This window comes from Luteolibacter rhizosphaerae (genome assembly GCF_025950095.1).
GTDB lineage: Bacteria > Verrucomicrobiota > Verrucomicrobiia > Verrucomicrobiales > Akkermansiaceae > Haloferula > Haloferula rhizosphaerae.
Genome location: NZ_JAPDDR010000001.1, coordinates 421,395 through 437,360 on the forward strand (window position 1 = coordinate 421,395; position 15,966 = coordinate 437,360).

8 protein-coding genes are annotated in these 15,966 nt (G+C 63.3%); 6 read left to right on the top strand and 2 right to left on the bottom strand.

Annotated elements, in window-relative coordinates; genetic code table 11:
• Positions 1-44: 44 nt before the first annotated feature.
• The 6 genes from OJ996_RS01765 to OJ996_RS01790 all read left to right on the top strand — a co-directional run bounded on the left by OJ996_RS01765 (position 45) and on the right by OJ996_RS01790 (position 13,765).
• Positions 45-920 carry a YicC/YloC family endoribonuclease gene (locus OJ996_RS01765; RefSeq protein ID WP_264510541.1) on the top strand — a complete coding sequence of 292 codons (876 nt, stop codon included), beginning with the start codon at positions 45-47 and terminating at the stop codon, positions 918-920.
• A 73-nt stretch (positions 921-993) separates the two neighbouring features.
• Positions 994-1,503 (top strand): 6,7-dimethyl-8-ribityllumazine synthase, encoded by a 510-nt coding sequence (gene ribH / locus OJ996_RS01770; protein ID WP_264510543.1) that lies wholly within the window; start codon positions 994-996, stop codon positions 1,501-1,503.
• A complete protein-coding gene (nusB, locus tag OJ996_RS01775; protein WP_264510545.1) occupies positions 1,496-2,383 on the top strand; it encodes a transcription antitermination factor NusB in 888 nt (295 codons plus the stop codon). Before ribH ends, nusB begins: the two co-directional genes overlap by 8 nt.
• A 199-nt stretch (positions 2,384-2,582) precedes the next feature.
• Positions 2,583-3,149: an RNA polymerase sigma factor gene (locus tag OJ996_RS01780; RefSeq protein WP_264510547.1), complete on the top strand. Its 567-nt coding sequence runs from the start codon at positions 2,583-2,585 to the stop codon at positions 3,147-3,149.
• Positions 3,150-3,221: 72 nt separating this feature from the next.
• Positions 3,222-6,722 (top strand): vWA domain-containing protein, encoded by a 3,501-nt coding sequence (locus tag OJ996_RS01785; RefSeq protein ID WP_264510549.1) that lies wholly within the window; start codon positions 3,222-3,224, stop codon positions 6,720-6,722.
• A 245-nt stretch (positions 6,723-6,967) separates the two neighbouring features.
• Positions 6,968-13,765 carry a hypothetical protein gene (locus OJ996_RS01790; RefSeq protein WP_264510551.1) on the top strand — a complete coding sequence of 2,266 codons (6,798 nt, stop codon included), beginning with the start codon at positions 6,968-6,970 and terminating at the stop codon, positions 13,763-13,765.
• 9 nt (positions 13,766-13,774) lie between these two features.
• On the opposite strand, the gene OJ996_RS01795 is transcribed toward OJ996_RS01790, so the two are convergent.
• Positions 13,775-14,509, bottom strand: a complete 735-nt coding sequence (locus OJ996_RS01795; RefSeq protein WP_264510553.1) for a hypothetical protein — start codon at positions 14,507-14,509, stop codon at positions 13,775-13,777.
• Between the two features lie 58 nt (positions 14,510-14,567).
• Positions 14,568-15,911 carry an argininosuccinate lyase gene (gene argH / locus OJ996_RS01800; RefSeq protein ID WP_345783756.1) on the bottom strand — a complete coding sequence of 448 codons (1,344 nt, stop codon included), beginning with the start codon at positions 15,909-15,911 and terminating at the stop codon, positions 14,568-14,570.
• Positions 15,912-15,966: the final 55 nt, after the last annotated feature.

The window sequence follows — 15,966 nt, forward strand, 5'->3', positions numbered from 1 at the left end:
GATTAGTGATTGGAAGATCGGGGATTGGTGATTTTCTCCCGGTCATGCACTCCATGACGGGATTCGGCCGCGGTTCGGCCACGGCGGAAGAAGGAACGGCCACGGTCGAGATCGCCTGCGTGAACCGCAAGCAAGCGGAGGTGGTCATTCAGGCTCCGCGCGAACTGTTGGAGCTGGAACCCAAGATCCGCAAGGCGGTGCTGAACGCGATTTCCCGCGGTCGTATCCAGATCAATATCCAGTTCGAGCGGGCCTCCGGGCAGGGCTCTCCGTCCAGCGTGGATCTCCGCTTGGTCGATGCGCTGGAGTCCGCCTTTGCCCGTATTTCGGAGCACACCGGCCGCCGGGTCAGCCCGGAAGCTGCCGATTTCCTGCGCTCCCCGGGTCTGATCCGCTTGGAAGACGGCGGTATGAGCGGGGAAGCGGCATGGCCCGCGATCGAGCCAGCGCTGGAGGTGGCGCTGGAGCAGGTGCTCGCCATGCGCTTGGCGGAGGGAGAGGACTTGGCCCGGGACCTTTTCGCGCGGCTTGTCCTGCTGGAGAAAATCGCGGCCTCCATCGCGCTCCTCGCCCCCGGTCGGCCGGAGCGCTACAAGGAACAGCTCCTCAAGCGCTTGCGGGATGCAGGTCTGGAACTCGAGCTTCAGGACGAGCGGGTTCTCCGGGAATTGGTCGTTTTCGCCGACCGCTGCGACATTTCCGAGGAGACCACCCGCCTCGACGCTCATTTCCGGCGTTTCCGTGAGTATATGACCGGCAGCGAGCCTGCGGGACGTTCCTTGGACTTCTTGTGTCAGGAGATTCACCGCGAATTCAATACCATCGGCTCGAAGGCCAGTGATGCCGCCATCGCGCAGCACGTGGTGGAGGCGAAGACGGAACTCGAGAAGATCCGGGAGCAGGTTCAGAACATTGAGTAAGGAGAAATCCGAATCCTCGGGTTTGAGCCTTACCCCCGTTGACTTTTCCGCAAGCTGCCTGCATACCCCGACCATGTCCTCGGCGCTACCACCCAAACCCCGTATCATCGGACCACGCCTCCGCGTGTGCATCGTGGCGTCGAAGTACAACGAGCAATTCGCGGATGCCTTGGTGGAAAACGCGGTGGCGGAACTCAGCGAGCTGATGCCTCAGACCCGGGTGGATATCATCCGCGTTCCCGGCGCTTTCGAGATCCCCGTCACCATAGCGAACATTTTGGACCGCGGGGAGCATCTCCCGGCCTGCGTGATCGCCCTCGGCGTGATCGTGAAGGGCGCGACCTCTCATGCGGACATGATCGGTAGCTCCGTAACCCATTCGTTGCAGGAGCTTTCCATCAAGTATAAGGTGCCGCTGATCCACGAGGTCCTGCTCGTTGAGGACGAAAAACAAGCCTATGCCCGCTGCATCGGCTCAAACCTGAACCGCGGCCGCGAAGCCGCCCGCATCGCCGCCTCGATGGTGGACATCTTCCACGAGATCGAGCGCTCGATGCCCCGCGTTATTTCCCGCAATGCCTAGTCGCCGCCAGATTCGCGAGGCCGTCGTCCAGTTCCTGTACTGCGCCGACCTCGAAGGCGGGGCCGACCCCGCGTCCCTCCGTGAGCCGTTCTGGCAATTCATCACGGAGTCGGACCATCGTGCCCTGCTTCATGCCACGTGGAAGACCCTCCATCACCTGAGCCTCGGCCGGGAGGCCCGACTCACGGAGTTCCAGGGGCGCTTGCCGGTGGCGATGGCTACCCTGAAGGCTCGCCCGGACTTGGAGCGCACCGCGATTGCGCTGCAGACGATCGCCGATCTCGAGAACAAGTGGAGTGCCGGCATGATCGAGCTCTCCCGGATCCCGCGTGAGGACGACACCTTCACGGAACGTTTCGAGCCCGTGCTGGAGAAGCTTTTCCGCACCGACCGCGAACTGGAAGGTGCCCGCAAGCGTTTCTTGGAAGCCCTCGAGGACATCCCGGGCCTCCGTTCCCAGATGGATCCGGTGGCTGGCAGCGTCCGCCGCCTCGCGCGGATTTCGGAGCGGGTCCGGATGGTGGAGGAGCCGGAGAAATTCCCGGATCAGGTCGATCTCGCCAAGCTGCGGGAATCGAAGCAGACTCTCGCCAAACTCCGCCGGGAAACCGACAAGCTGGCGGATGCGGTCCAGCGCGAGAAGGAGAGCATCGACGAGCGCCTCGCGGCCGTCGTGGAAAACTTCGTTCCCGAGCGGATCGACCCGGTGGACCGGGCGATTCTGCGGCTCGCGACTTGGGAAATCATCCATTCCCCGGAGGTTCCGGCCCCGGTTGCTATCGACGAAGCCATCGAATTGGCCAAGCGTTTCGGCACCACGGACTCCGGTCGCTTCGTGAACGGCATCTTGGACAAGATCGCCAAGCAGGAGGCGGGTTAAGAGGGAGGCTCCGGCAGGCCAGCGGTGGCATTTGGAGCGGGTTCGATCAGGCGAGCCCGGGTTTGAGGAATTGCGTGCCAACCTTCGGGGACGGGAGGGAGGAGTTGAGGTGGGGCGGGATTTGTGGAAGAAAGTTCCAAGGATTTTCCCGCTGTCGTGTCTTCCTTGATGAAAGCCATGAGACCGCGACTCCAACCGCATGGACCTTGCCGCCGCACCAGCCGTGCTTGAAGTGCCGCAGGCGTCGTCTTCCGGCCCGATGAATCCCGAGGACAAGCCGAGCTTGCGGGAAGTCTTCGAGGCGGAAGAGGGACCCCTGCTACGCTTCGCCCTCGGCCTGAGCGGTCGGCGGGAGACTGCGGAAGACCTCGTCCAAGAGGCCTTCCTGAGGCTCCATGCGCACTGGGAAGAGGTCCAGCACCCGCGAGCTTGGCTCTACCGCTCGGTCCGGAATCTCGCCCTGAACCACCTGCGCGATCACAAGCGAGAGTCCGGGGACGAACTGCCGGAGACGGCGGACGAGGCCCGCGGCCCCGACGGGCATCTGGCCCGGCTCGAGGCCGCGGGCGCCGTCCGTCTGCTGCTGGCGGAAATGAAGGAAGAAGACCGCCAGATCATCCAACTGAAGTATCACCAGAACTTGAAATACGACCAGATCAGCAAACGCACCGGGCTCTCGGTAGGGAATGTGGGCTACAAGCTGCACCACTTGCTCAAGGGGCTGGGGGACGGCTTGAGGAAACTGGGGGTTGAGAGGTCCGAGTGAAGGCCGGGGTGAATCCGGCATGAAGTTCCAAGTTTTAAGTTTCAAGATCCAAAGAAGACAGGAGAGAAAGCCATGAAAGGTTCCGAAGATTCCCAGAAACCGGGCAGCGATGACGCGCTAGAGGCGCGGATCGTGGCATGGGTGCTCGGGGAGGCCTCGCCCTTCGAGGCGGCGGAGCTGGAGAAGCTCTGTGCGGAGGATCCCAAGCTGCGCGAATTCGAGCGGCGGATGCGGGATCTGGATGCGATCCTGGCAGCGGATGCGAAGCCGGGAATGCACGCGAGCTGGAAGTTGCCGGAAGGCAAGCGGCAGAAGATCACCGACCTGTTAGGGGCGGTGCCGATGGCGACGGCGGAGCAGGATAAGAAGGTGAACCGCTACTTCGCGCGCAGGATCCTGCTGGCGGCAGCGGCGTGTGTGGCGATCTCGCTAGTTTCTTATCCGCTTTTCAGCAACAAGCAGGCCCTAGGGAAGACGGTGATGGCGGAAGCTCCGCCGGAGAAGACGGTGGACTTCATGCCTGCAAGTCCGGCAGTGAGGACGGTGGAGCCGGAGGCTTCCGTGAAAAGACAGAGGGCTTTCCGTGGAGTGGGAGAGGAAGCCGGGGACCTGCTTACGAAGGAGATCCGCGAGTCCGCGATCGAAGAACAGGTCCGATTGTCTGCTGCCGATGGAAGCACGCCTGCAGAGCCGGAGCTTTTGGCAAAGAAGACGGAGAAGGCTTCCGATCCGGCGGATCTCTATTTCCAAGGTTGGCTCCAAAGCAAGGATTCCGAGAAGCTGAAGTCCGAGGGGCGGGATTCGGAGGCAAGGGCGAAGCTCGCCGATGCGAGGCGCAATTTCCAACGCGTGCAGGAGGAGCATCCGGACTGGAAGAAGCAGATGGTGGGTGGTCGAGTGGTCCAGACGGACGAACAACTCGCCCAACTCTCGGAAGAGCCGAAGCTGAGGGAAGCGGAAGCAAAGTCGATTTCGGACACTTCGTTAGCTGCAGGGGCTAATCTAACAGACGGTCTCCGCAGCGGCGATGGGCCGGTCATGCGGAATAATCTCGACGCAATTCCGCCGGGCGCAGTGGCGGAAGACGCCATGGAAATGGCCAAGAAGGATGCTCCAGCGGATAGCCCGCAGAACTTGCCGGCGCTTGCGCTGCAAGACCAGGATCCGAATGTCTATCGCTTCTCGCAGCAGGAGATCGTGCCGCGCAAGCCTGGCGAGATGCCGATCTTGGATCCAAGTGCACCGCAGGGCTTCACGCTCAACTACAGCCAAGACGCGAACCGGATGGCTCGCAGCAATGGTGGCAGCGGTTCGACCGCCCGTCCTGATGCCGCGCAGGCAATCTTCGGAATAACATTGTATCAGAACGGTACGACCGCGGGTCTCGGCGGGCGTATCTCGGAAACTCCGGAGGTCGCAGCAGCGCAGAATTTCTTCGGCGATCCGTCCGGCGCGACGGAGGTGACTCGGGAGTTTGCTTATCCCGACGCCTTCGAAGCTCCCCGGTTGCCGGACCTTGCGGGAATGGAAGACGGTCTGGCCGATCTGGATGCTGAGAGTGTGGTGACCCCGGCTACGCCAACAGTTCCCGCTGAGAATGGGGTGATGGCACCAGGGGCCCAGCATGCTGAGAACGTCGACAAGGTTCGTCGCAGTCTCTACCTCGCCGAGGGGGGCTATAACCTTGGAAAGTATGACGATGCCGTCCGCCACTACGAGGATGTGCTCCGCGTCGATCCCTCTAACAAAGCGGCGCGGCGCGGCCTGGAGCGGGTCGCGCAGGCGAAAACCGACTACTATCGCGCCGCCTACGATCACACCCGCGCCGAGTTGCTCTCGCAGGTGGATGCAGCATGGGAGCTTCAGCCGCCCTCCGGCGTTGCCCCGGCTCAGCAGGCCGCAGGAGCCCCGGGTGCCGGTGCCGTGAGCGAGTTGGCACAGCAAGAGTTGGCCCGTCGTCAACAAACCGCAGGCGATGCCGAACGGCTTGCGGGCGAGGCCAAGAATGCCCGTGAGTCCGGAGATCTGGAGAGGGCCTACAAGCTGCAGACAGATGCGCTGGGCTTGATTCCGGAAGCTCCGGCTTCGCTCGGGCGGCGCGCGGAGCTGAAGCTGTCGCTGGCGGAGATCGCCGCGGGTCTGGCGGTGGATGCGAAAACAAAGGGCAAGGAAGATTCGGCCAAGGAGTGGGCGGGCAAGGCCCTCCAATGGAACCCGCAGCAGAAGGATGCCAAGCAGGTGCTGGATCTGGAAGGCGGGGATGAGACGAGCGCGGTGGCGGAACCATTCTCGACCTTCTCGCTGCACGTGAGCGATGCCTCCTTCAAGTTGGCGAAGGCCGCGCTGGACCGCGGTGAGCAACCGGATCCTGCGGGAATCCGTTCGGAAGAGTTCTATAATGCCTTCGACTACGGTGATCCGGCCCCGGCGCCGGGAGAACCCGTGGTGTGCGTGAGCGAGCAGGCGGCACACCCGATCCTGCCGCAGCGGAATCTGGTGCGGATCGGGGTGCGCACGGCGGCGGCAGGCCGCGGGGGATCGACACCCCTGAATCTGACTCTGTTGTTAGATAGCTCGGGATCGATGGAACGGGAGGATCGCCAGACGGCCATGCTGCGGGCGGTGGACCAGCTCTCGAAGCTGCTGAAAGAAGGCGATACGATCACAGTGGCCGGCTTTGCCCGCACGCCACGGCTGCTCGCGGATCGTCTGCCAGGGGCGCGGGCCGGAGAGTTAAACACGATCATCGCGCAGACTCCTTCTGAAGGAGGAACGAATCTGGAGGAGGGACTCAAGCTGGCGGAAGAACTGGCGAAGCGGCAGTTCAATGCGGCGGCGCAGAACCGGATCGTGCTGTTCACCGATGGGGCGGCAAATCTGGGTGATGCCCAGCCGGAATCACTCCAGGCCCGGGTGGAGCAGTTACGCCAGGAGGGCATTGCTTTCGATGCCGCGGGCTTCGGTGCGGAGGGGCTGAATGATCGCCTCTTGGAGCGGCTGACACGGAATGGAAACGGCCGCTACTATGTGGTCGATCAGGCGGAGGATGCGGGCGATGGCTTTGCCAAGCAGCTGGCGGGAGCCTTTCGGCCGGCGGCGGAGAATGTGAAGGTACAGGTGCGCTTCAATGCAGCACGGGTGGCCCGCTACAAGCTGATCGGCTTCGAGGAGCACCGCTTGGCCAAAGAGGATTTCAAGAACGACGCCGTGGATGCCGCGGAAATGGCGGCGGAGGAAGCGGGCAATGCGCTCTATCAGATCCAGACCCTGCCGGAGGGCGAGGGGGAGATTGGCGAGGTGAGCGTGCGCTTCCGCGATGTCGCGAGCGGGCAGATGGTGGAGCGCACCTGGACCATTCCTTATGAGGCACAGGCAGCGGCATTCGATCAGGCTACCGCTTCGATGAAGCTGGCGGGACTTGCGATGATGGCCGCAGAGAAGTTGCGTAACGGCCCGATGGCGGAGGCGGTCGATTTCTCGCGCTTCGGAAAAGTATTTGCCGATGTAAAGTCGGAGTTCGCGGGGAGCGGGAAGGTCGAAGAGTTCGGAGGGATGGTGGAGAGATTGAAGTAGTTGGAGAAAGTCCACAGTGCGCTGATCCGCGCGAGGGAGTGTTGGGGCCGGTACGAGAAGTGTCGTAGTCAGGAAGAGGGCGGGTTCAGTTTTTGTGAGAATTCTCCCAAGGGTTTGCGGGTTGGCGGGTCATCCCATTGATGGCCGCGCCGCGCCTAAGGGGTGCGGGAGCAATTTACACTCACTTTACCAATGGTCCGGTACTGGCCGGCGTTTGGTGTTCCGAACATTCACCCGAAGTGATCATGAAACCGTATTCCTCCCTCGCTCGACTGCTGCCTGAAGGCAGGGCGATCCGCTCCTGGATGGCGGCCCTGTGCAGTGCCTTGGTTTTGCTAGCCCCGGCGCAGGATGCCCAAGGCGATCCGGTGATTCTGGTGCCGGCCAAGGTGGCGGAGAAGCCGGCGCCGCTCTTCTTCTCGGCCGAGACAAGCTCGGTGGTGAACGTCTTCACCAACCGCACGGAACATGTGATCAGCGCGAAGCTGAAGGTCCACCAAGGACGGCCGGAGACCTTGTCGATCGGGCTGAATGGCGAGGGCGAGATCACGGGAGTCACCGGTGAGGCTCTGGCGGGGTGGACGGTGCGGAAAGAATCGGATGGGCGGCGCTTCCTGGACGTGAAGCCGGTGCTGCCTGCGGTGGGCTCGGCGGATCCGGTGCCGATGGAGTTCAACTTCACGATCATGGCGGTGCACGGCATCCCTGCGAAGAAAGCAGGCGAGTCGTTTGCACTGCTCCATCCCTCCGCGGGTGCGGCGGTGGGCTTCACCGGCACGCTTGAACTGCGCGGCGATGGCGATGCGCTGGCGCGGGTGGTGGAAGCAAGCGGTCTGCAACCGCTGCAAGGGATGCCGGATCGCTTCTTCACGGGGAGCGGGACCTTGAAGGTGATGATCGGCCTGAAAAGCTCGGCGGCGCGTCCGGTGGAGCTGGCGAATGTGACCTTGGAAGGAAAGCCGGCCGCGGATCTCAGCGGTATCTCCTTCGTGCTGCGCGGTGAGATGAAGGTCGCGCGGGCGGGGGAGGCGATAGTTCTGCTAGATGGCGCGGCATTGTCGGGAGCTCCGGCGGGAGAAGGATGGTTCACGCGCTTGAAGAAGCAGGGAGATGACTTCGTGCACGAACTGGTGGGAGAGAAGGAGGGAAGCTTTCCGATCGAACTGGCCTTCGAAGCTCCACTCACAAGGCAAGGCGATTGGCGCACGGTGAATTTCCGGGTGCATGGCGGGGCGGTGGTGCCGGTGCGGATCGCGGGGCTGCCTGAGGGAGTGTCCTTCGATCCATCCCAGCCCGTCGTGCCGGAGCGCCGCAATGGCGAATGGACCGGCTTCCTGCCCGCGGCGGGAAGTGCAGCCTTCGCATGGAAGAGCGGGCGAGAGGAGGGCGAGGGAGCGCTGTTCTTCAACAGCACGGAGATCTCGGACACGCGGGTGGGCGCGGGCCTGGCCAAGCGCTATGCGCAGATCAATTTCCAAGTGCTGCAGGGGAAGCTGGATGTCCTGAGGGTGCGCGTAGAGGGTCCCGGTGAAATCCTCGCGGTGAAGGGGGCACAGGTGCTGGCGTGGAGTGTGAGCGAAGAAGCAGGTGCACGGATGCTGGAGGTACGGCTGAGCCGTCCCATCGAAGCGGAGGGTTCCATCGTGATCGAAGCCCAGTCATCGATCGGGGCCTTCCCGGCGGCACTTGAGCCCATGCGCTTCTCCCCACAAGGAGTTCTAAGTCATCGCGGCTTCCTGCGGATCGCGAACGATGGTGCGGTGCGTCTGGAGATCGCTGCCGCGCGGGGATTGATGCAGCTCTCCCCCGGGCAGTTCCCTTGGACGAAGGAGAACGAGAGCTTCCGGCAAGCATTCGTCTATCGCTTCCCGGCGGCGGATCATGCGTATGAGATCAGGGCCTCTCAGGTGCTACCGGAGGTGTCCTTGAACGAGGTGACGATCCATGAGCAGGCGGAGACGGATCGCCGGATTCTCGCGGATCTCGAACTGGATATCCGCGAAGCCCCTCTCCGCGAATGGATCGTGGAAGTGCCGGAGGATTTTGCAGTGGCGGCGGTCGAGGGCGCAGGGGTGGCGGACTACTCGTTGGCGAGCGAGGCGAAGGAAGGAAAGCGTGAGCTGAAGATCTTGTTCCGTGAGGCCCTGATCGGACGCCATCTGGTAAGCCTGAGGCTGGAGAAAAATCTCGCGGCTGCCGGGGGAGAATGGGTGCTGCCCGTGCTGGGGCATCCGGGGGCGAAGTCAGCGCGTGGCTATGTGGGCGTGGTGGCCGCCGCGGGATTCCGGGTGGTACCGGGTGGTACCGAAGGATTGGCTGAAACACCGCCGGATTATTTCCCCAAGAAGCAGGCAGGACTGCAACAGGCCTTCCGCATCCGCGAGGGCAAGTGGAGCGCCACGATGCGTCTGGAAGCACTCGGACAGAGCGTGCAGGCGGATGTGTTCCACCTCTATTCGTTGAAGGAGGGTGCCGTCTCGGGCAGCGTGCTGGTGAACTATTTCGTAGTTGGTGCGCCGACTTCGCAGTGGCGGATCCGGGTGCCGGAGGCACTGGGGAATGTGGAAGTAACGGGGCAGAACGTGGGGCGCGACTGGCGTCGTGAAGGAGACGTCCTGATCATTCCGCTCGCACGTCCCGTGCTCGGTGCCGGGACGGTGCTGGTGACCTTCGAGCAGCCGATGAGTAGCCGGGGCGGTGAGCTCTCTCCGGGCGAAGTGAGACCGCTGGATGTGCAATCGGAGCGCGGGCACGTGCAAGTGGTGAGCCCGCTGCAGGTGAACTACGAGGTCACTCGTAGCGAGGGTGCGGTGCTGAAGCTCGATCCCTCCGAGCTGCCCGCGGAATATCGCCTGCTCAGCAGCGGGCCCACGCTGGCGGCGTGGCAGTATACGGCGGCGGATGTCTCGTTGGGCATGAAGATCGAGTGGTATGCTCCCGGCGAAACCGAATCGCTGGTGGTGGATCGGGCGGAACTGGCGAGCCGGGTCTCTCGCGATGGTGAGACGGTGACGGATGTGCGCTTCTTCGTGAAGGCGCGGGGCCAAGCCGTGCTGCGCGCGAAGCTGCCGAAGCATGCGAACCTTTGGGAAACGAAGGTGGACGGGGTGAACGTGACGGCACGAATCGATGGTGAAGCGACCTTGGTACCGCTACCGGCGAGGGCGGATCCGAATGATCCGATCGAGGTGGTGCTGCGCTATGGCCGGGCCGGTGAGAATGCTAGCTCCCCGGTGCTGACGGCCCCCGTACTCGATGCCCCGGTGGTGTATGGAGAATGGATCGTGAGCGGCGATGAGAACCGCCGTCTCGTCCCGCGGTCGGGGGGGCTGCAGCCGGTGCGTCCCGTGCTGACGGAGAGCGGTGCGGAGTGGATTCACAAGAGGGCGCGGGTGCTTGCGGCGCTTGTGCTCTTCGCGACGACGCTGGGTCTCGTCCTGCTTCGCCTGCCGAAGGCGAAACTCGCGGGGGTGGTTTCTTTGGCGGTCGCTTCCACAGGGGCTTTCGTGCTGGCGCTCCGAGCCTTGGAGGAAAGGAGGGTGAATCTCGGGACTTTGGAGTTCGCCATGCCGGTGGTACCGGCTTCCGATCCACTGACGATCGAGCTCCGGAATGTATCTCCTTGGCTCGCGATGCTGAGCGGGTGGGGGATCGTTCTGATCGTCGCCGGTATCGCGTTGCTGGTGTATTCTTTCCTGCGCTCGCGTCATGCCGCCTATACTCTCCCCGGCGGCCTGGCCTTGATCGCGCTTGGCCTGCTGGCGCAGCGGATGGGCGCGGTGCCTTTGTTCGCTGGCTTCGGCGTGGTGCTGCTCTTGGGCAAGGTGCTACCAGGTCTGGCAGGTTATTTGAGACGTCCTCCCGTGGCCGCTACAGCTTTGGTCATGCTGGCAATCTGCTTGGGCCAAGCGCGCGGGGAACAAGCGGTGATAGCACCTCCGGTGCCGGAACCTGCAAGCGCTGCGGAGTCGATGACGCAGACTTGGAGCATCGCGGATGGCCGCTTGAGCGGGGAGATCGTGGTGGTGGGTCGAGGGAAGACCGACGAGCGCTTCCTGCTGCTCAAGCCCCCGGCAGTATTGACCGCTTTCGAGGGCGAGGGCTGGCGCGTGGTGAAGGCACCCTATGGGGCCGAGGAGGCCTACTATCTGGTGGCGACCGCGGATGGCAAGATGAGCGGCAAGGCCACCTTCGAGATGCCGCTGCCGGATCCCCAGGGAGGCTGGCAGTTGCCCTCCGGTCCCGCTGCGGTGCAGCGGATCGCGGTGCGCTGGAACCAAGCGGGCTGGGATTTTGAATCGCCGCAGGCTGCCAAAATAACAGGGGTGGAAGTAGAAGGCGGCAGCGGGGCCGAGTTGATCCTGGAGCCATCTGAAAACACGCTGCTGCGTGCCCGCCCGAAGCAACGCGACGCGGCGGCAGAGGCCACACAGTTCTTCGTGGAGGTGTCCGATCTTTATCTGCCCGGCCCCGGCGTGGTGAGCGGGCGGCATATGATCGCGGTGCGTCCTTCGCGCGGAGTGGTGCGGGAGTTGGTCGCAGTGATTCCGGAAGGCTTCACGGTGGGCGAAGTGGGAGGCGGCCCGGCGGGAAGCTGGCGCTTCAATCCGGAGAATCGCGAGCTGAGGATCGCGATCGAGCCGGCGCAGGATCAGCCCTTCACAGTATCGATTGCCACACAGCGCGGCACGGCCGCCCTACCCGTCGATCTCTCGCTTTCGCCGCTGGTGGTGAAGGGCGCGGCAGGTGCTGTCGGGCTGTTAGGTCTGGGCCTGGGTGAAGACGCGCAGGCGGAGAGCGTGGTGGCAAAGGGGATGAGCGATGTGAACTTGGACGACTTCAGCGCGGCGCTGCTGCCGCGGGATCGCGAGGGAAGAACTTTGGCGGTTCTACACCGTGCGTTCCGTCATGCGGGTGCCGCGGCGGAGGTGACTCTGCGGGTGTCGCCGGTCGCTGCGGAGATCCGTGCGACGACGAGTCAGACACTGTCATTGGGAGAAGACCGGATGGTCCTGGCGGTGGATCTTGTCGCGGCGATCACGCGGGCGGGGGTATTCAAGTTGGAGTTGGAGATTCCGCAGGGTTTCGAGATCGAGGGTGTCACGGGCGCCGCGCTGGCGCATTGGGCGGAGTCGCAGGAAGAAAAGGCGCGGGTGCTGAACCTGCACTTGAACGGGCGTACGTTGGGCGAGCAGTCGTTCGCGATCATGATGGTCGCCGCGTCCCCGGGCTCGCAGGCGAATTGGAGCGTGCCACGGGTGATCTTGCGCGGGGCATCGCGCCAGACCGGCACATTGACCGTGGTGCCGGATCGCGGCTTGCAAGTGCGGGCCGTGTCGCGCGGGAATGTCTCGCAACTTGATCCGCGGGAATCCGGTGCGTCCCGGCCGGGAAGTCTGGCTTTTAACCTGTTGCAGGCCGATTGGTCGCTGGTGTTGGCGATCGCAAAGCTGGATCCCTGGGTGACGGCGCAGATCCTGCACGAAGTGACACTGCGCGAGGGGCAGACCCTGTCGCGCGTGAGGCTGGCCTACAAAATTGAAAATGCCGCGATGAAGGCACTGCGGGTGAGGATCCCGGGCCTGGATGCAAGTGCTGCGGCGACGGTGCGTGCGAGCGGTCCGGCGGTGGGCGATTTCGTGCCCGTGGCTGGAGAGGAGGGGCTGTGGGAAGTCCGCTTCCAGCGGGGCATCGCCGGGGAGACGAAGGTGGACATCGAGTTCCAGCGGCAAACCCCGGGAGAGACGGTGGAGATCGCTCCGGTGGTGCCGGTGGAAGTACGGCAGAATTTGTACTTCGTCGCGGTGCGGACGGGAGGGCGCTTGGAGATCGCACAGCGGTCGGCCCCGCGGGGCTGGCAGCGTAGCGAGTGGAGCGTGGTGCCGGAGAGCCTGCGCGAGAGCGGGGCCATGCCGGCGGAGGTTTTCCGGGTGGCGGAGTCCGAGGGGCCCTTGGCTCTCACGCTGAAGCGTCACGAGATCGCGGACACTCTCAAACTGAGGGTGGAGCGGGGGACGCTCACGACCTTGGTTTCGGCGGAAGAGGCGGCGCTGACCGCGGTGGATCTGGCCGTGCGGGTGGTCGAGAAGGGGACGCTGAAGCTGACCTTGCCGAAGGGTGCTTCGCTCTACAGCGTGCTGGTGAATGAAGACGGCGTGCCGCTGGTGCGGGATGGAGACCAGTGGTTGTTCCATGTCTATCCGGCTCCGGAGGGCGATCGCCCGGCTTCGGTGCGCTTCGTCTACGCCATGGCCGGGGGAGCGACGACGCTGGACGGTCCGATGCTGGATATCCCGTTGGAGAACTTGTCTTGGCGGGTGATCCTGCCGAAGGGCTGGCATCTGGCAGATCATTCGGGCGACTTCGACCTGCAGCAACAGAAGGCGGCGGCGAAGGCGGAGGACTACAGCAGTTTCGTGGGACGGAAGCGGGCCGCGGGCAAGCAGGAGGCGGTGGCACTGCTCGACCAGGCGAATCAATGGCTGCAGGCGGGAGAACAGGAGAAGGCGGGACAGGCCTTGAGCAAGGCGGCGCGGAACGGCTTGCTGGACGAAGCTTCGAACGAGGATGCACGGGTACAGCTCCGCAATCTCAAGACCCAGCAAGCAACGCTGGCGCTGAACACGCGCAGACAGCGCATGTATCTGGAAAATGTCTCCGAAGTTCAGGTGGGGAACAAGCAACTGGAGCAGGCGGCGCAGGAGAACCCGCTGCTGCAAGGCCAGACAAAGTATGATCCGAAGCAGTTCGACCGTCTGTTAGAGGGCAACACGGTGGATGAGAACACCGCGATGAAGGCGATCGCGAACCGGATCGTGAACCAGCAACTGGCCGCGGATCCGGCACCGCCGGCGCTTGACGTGACCCTGCGCGAGGCCGGAACCGTGCTCGACTTCAAGCGCAGCGTGCAGGTGGACGGCGGCAAGGCGATGCAACTCAAGCTGGAAATCCAGAGGGACTACCGCGGCGGCTGGATCTATGCGGTCCTGCTCTCCGTGCTGGGTGCCGTGGTGGTGGGCAGGATTGCCCGACCTGGTGTGTAAGAAGAGGTCTTACTCGTTCTTCATCGTCTCCAGATCCTTGTTCAGGAGTTCGTCAGGCTTGAGATCGATGAGGCGCTTGGCCTTCGAGAGATCTTTCTCGATGGCCGAGCGGAGGCTGCCATCGGTGGATTTGGTGCCGATCACCTTGCCTTCGGGATCGGTGAGGACGAGGACGTAGGACTCGTATTGATAGCCACCGATATTGCCGTAGCCCTTGTTGTCGCTGTCGTAGCTGGTCTTGAAGCCGAGGACGTCGGTCTCGAAGGTTTTGTTGGCAGGCACGGAGAACTCGAAATTGTGATTCGCCATCACCTTGAAGAAACCGTCGTTGCGGCGGTTCTGGCCGAAGTAGACCACGTAGCCCTTCGAGGCGGGATAGTTGATCCGGGTGCTGAGATTGCGGATCTTCACCTTTGAGGAGACGGTCTGGTTGACCATGTAGTAGCCCTGCTTGTCGCGCTTGTTGGAGATCACGACTTCGATGTCGATCTTCGGCAGGCGCGCGGGGAGTCCTTGGCCTTCCTCGCGGATCTTCTCTTGGGACGAGGCGTCGAACTTTCCGATCGGAAGCGTGTGTTCCTTGGCCTCCTTGCCCGCGGCGATGAAGGTGACACTATCTCCTTCAACAGCGACGAGTTCGATCTTCAGCGGCTTGCCCTCGGTATTGCGGACTTCGAGGGTCGGGCCGGCGATGGCCGGAAGCACGGAGAGCGTGGCAAGCGCGAGGAGGAGATTCGCTTTCATCGCCGCCGCTTATATCTCGCGGTGATAGGGCGAAGAAGTGAAAAAGGCGTGAAGGATTCTACTTCCAGCGCGCGATCTCCGCTTTCACGTTTTCCACGGAAGGTGAGCCGGGATTGGTGCGGGCGGCGAGGGCACGCTGAAGGTTGAAGACGGATTTCGCGTCTTCGGTGTAGACGGGATCGATCTGCGCGAGGTCGAGTTGATCCAAGGGCACACCGGTCTTCACGGCCTCTGCCACGGCCTTGCCGACGAGTTCGTGGGCGTGGCGGAAGGGCACGCCTTGCTTGACCAGCCAGTCGGCGAGATCGGTGGCGAGCAGCATCGGGTCGCTGGCGGCGGTCAGGCAGCGCTCTTCGCGGATCTCCATCGCGGCGATCATCTCGGTGTTCACCGCGAGGATCAGCTTGAGCGTGTCGATCGAGTCGAAGAGAGGCGGCTTGTCTTCCTGCAGGTCGCGATTGTAGGTGAGGGGGAGTCCCTTCACGGCGACGAGAAGGTTCATCAAATTGCCGACGAGGCGACCGGTCTTGCCGCGGGTAAGCTCGCAGACATCCGGGTTCTTCTTCTGCGGCATCAGCGAGGAGCCGGTGGTGTGGGCATCCGAAAATGCGACGAAACCGAACTCGGCGGTACACCAGAGGATCAGGTCTTCGCTCAGGCGGGAAAGGTGGACGCCGCAGAGACCCGTGGCGAAGAGCGTCTCGGCGATGTAGTCGCGATCCGCGATGGCGTCCATCGAGTTCGTGGTCACGCCATCGAAGCCGAGCTCGGCCGCGATGGCGCGGCGATCGAGATTGATGGTCGATCCGGCGAGAGCACCGGAGCCCAGCGGGGAGACATTCAGGCGCTTGCGGGCATCGGCAAGGCGGCCTTTGTCGCGGTCCAGCATCTCGACATAGGCCAGCAGATGGTGACCGACCGTGACCGGTTGTCCGCGCTGGAGGTGGGTGTAGCCGGGAAGAACCGTGGCGGCATACTTCTCCGCGCGGTCGAGCAGGGCGGCTTGCAGGCCCGAGAGATCGGCAATGAGGCCCTCGATCTCGGTGCGGCAGTAGAGACGCGTGTCGGTGGCGACCTGGTCATTCCGCGAACGGGCGGTGTGGAGCTTGGCCCCGGCCGCACCGATGCGCTTGGTCAGCTCCGCTTCCACATTCATGTGGATGTCCTCTAGCGAGGCCTTGAACTCGAAACGTCCGGCTTCGATGTCCTCCTTAATGACAAGCAGGCCAGTTTCGATTTGGGAGAATTCTTCTTCCGTCAGCAGACCCGCGTTCTTCTGGGCCCGGGCATGCGCGATCGATCCCGCAATATCGTGCGGATAGAGACGCCAGTCATAGCTGATCGATTCACCGAACTGCTGGACGAGCGAGGAGGTATCCTGAGCGAAGCGGCCTTTCCACATGGCGGCGGAAGTAGCGGCCACGCCGGGGCGGCAAGCAAGGGAAAAGGAGGGGAGC